Annotated in this window: 4 tRNA genes and 1 rRNA gene; all 5 read right to left on the reverse strand. The window is 45.5% G+C overall.

The annotated features are described in order from the left end of the window. Nucleotides 1–356 precede the first annotated feature (356 nt). Nucleotides 357–432, reverse strand: a tRNA-Ala gene (locus tag L4D76_RS28600). A 108-nt stretch (nucleotides 433–540) separates the two neighbouring features. Next, nucleotides 541–616: transfer RNA gene (locus L4D76_RS28605), tRNA-Val, on the reverse strand. Between the two features lie 29 nt (nucleotides 617–645). Beyond that, nucleotides 646–721: transfer RNA gene (locus L4D76_RS28610), tRNA-Lys, on the reverse strand. Between the two features lie 34 nt (nucleotides 722–755). Then, nucleotides 756–831: transfer RNA gene (locus L4D76_RS28615), tRNA-Glu, on the reverse strand. Between the two features lie 96 nt (nucleotides 832–927). Then, a 16S ribosomal RNA gene (locus tag L4D76_RS28620) occupies nucleotides 928–1,070 on the reverse strand; the annotation flags it as partial.

The raw sequence follows: 1,070 nt of genomic DNA on the forward strand, positions 1-1,070 counted from the left end.
TACGCTTAGTCACTTAACCATACAACCCCAAGAGGTTTCGTATGGCAACAACCAAGGTTTCTCTCTTAAAAGAGAGGATTTGTTTTCGCCGGACTCTTACACAAGACACTTGAATGTGTTTGTTTTGAGAACTCGTTTTTTATCCCTTCTTTAAATAAGAAGTCATAAAAAACATTTGTAATTGAATTCGAAAATTCAATTTACTAGTCAGCTTTCCAGATTGTTAAAGAGCATGTGTTTCATTATCTCCAAAGAGATAGAAGATCCACTTTCTAAAGACTTTCAGCGACACAAAATCGACCCAACAGCAGTATTTCGCTATTGAATCTGCTTTTGTGCAGAAAATATTTAGAGAGTGGTGGAGCTATGCGGGATCGAACCGCWGACCTCTWCGCTGCCAGCGWAGCGCTCTCCCAGCTGAGCTATAGCCCCATCGTAATGGATTCTTTCCGAAGAAAGGCTTTTTCTTTAGGCAAGGCATAGTATTTCGACGTTTAGTTCGCTAAACGAGAAATGCTATAACACAGCATAAAGGAAAAGTGGTGGGCGATACCGGGCTCGAACCAGTGACCCCCTCCTTGTAAGGGAGGTGCTCTCCCAACTGAGCTAATCGCCCTCCGATGTTTTACATCCTCGAAGAGAAGATGGTGGGTCGTGCAGGATTCGAACCTGCGACCAATTGATTAAAAGTCAACTGCTCTACCAACTGAGCTAACGACCCTTTGTTCTTCTCAGAGAATAGTTTCTAAAAGAAGTGGCGTCCCGTAGGGGAGTCGAACCCCTGTTACCGCCGTGAAAGGGCGGTGTCCTAGGCCTCTAGACGAACGGGACTTAGTTTTCTATTCAAGTTGTTGGGCAACTTGAATGCTCTCTACATTTTAACCAGGCAATCTGTGTGGACACTGCATAAAACAGTAAGTCTTTAGGTAAGGAGGTGATCCAGCCCCAGGTTCCCCTAGGGCTACCTTGTTACGACTTCACCCCAGTCATGAACCACACCGTGGTAAACGCCCTCCCCTTTCTCCTAGAAGATCGGGGTTAAGCTATCTACTTCTGGTGCAGCCCACTCC

The sequence above is a fragment of the Photobacterium sagamiensis genome (genome assembly GCF_050337085.1).
In the GTDB taxonomy this organism is placed as follows: domain Bacteria; phylum Pseudomonadota; class Gammaproteobacteria; order Enterobacterales; family Vibrionaceae; genus Photobacterium; species Photobacterium sagamiensis.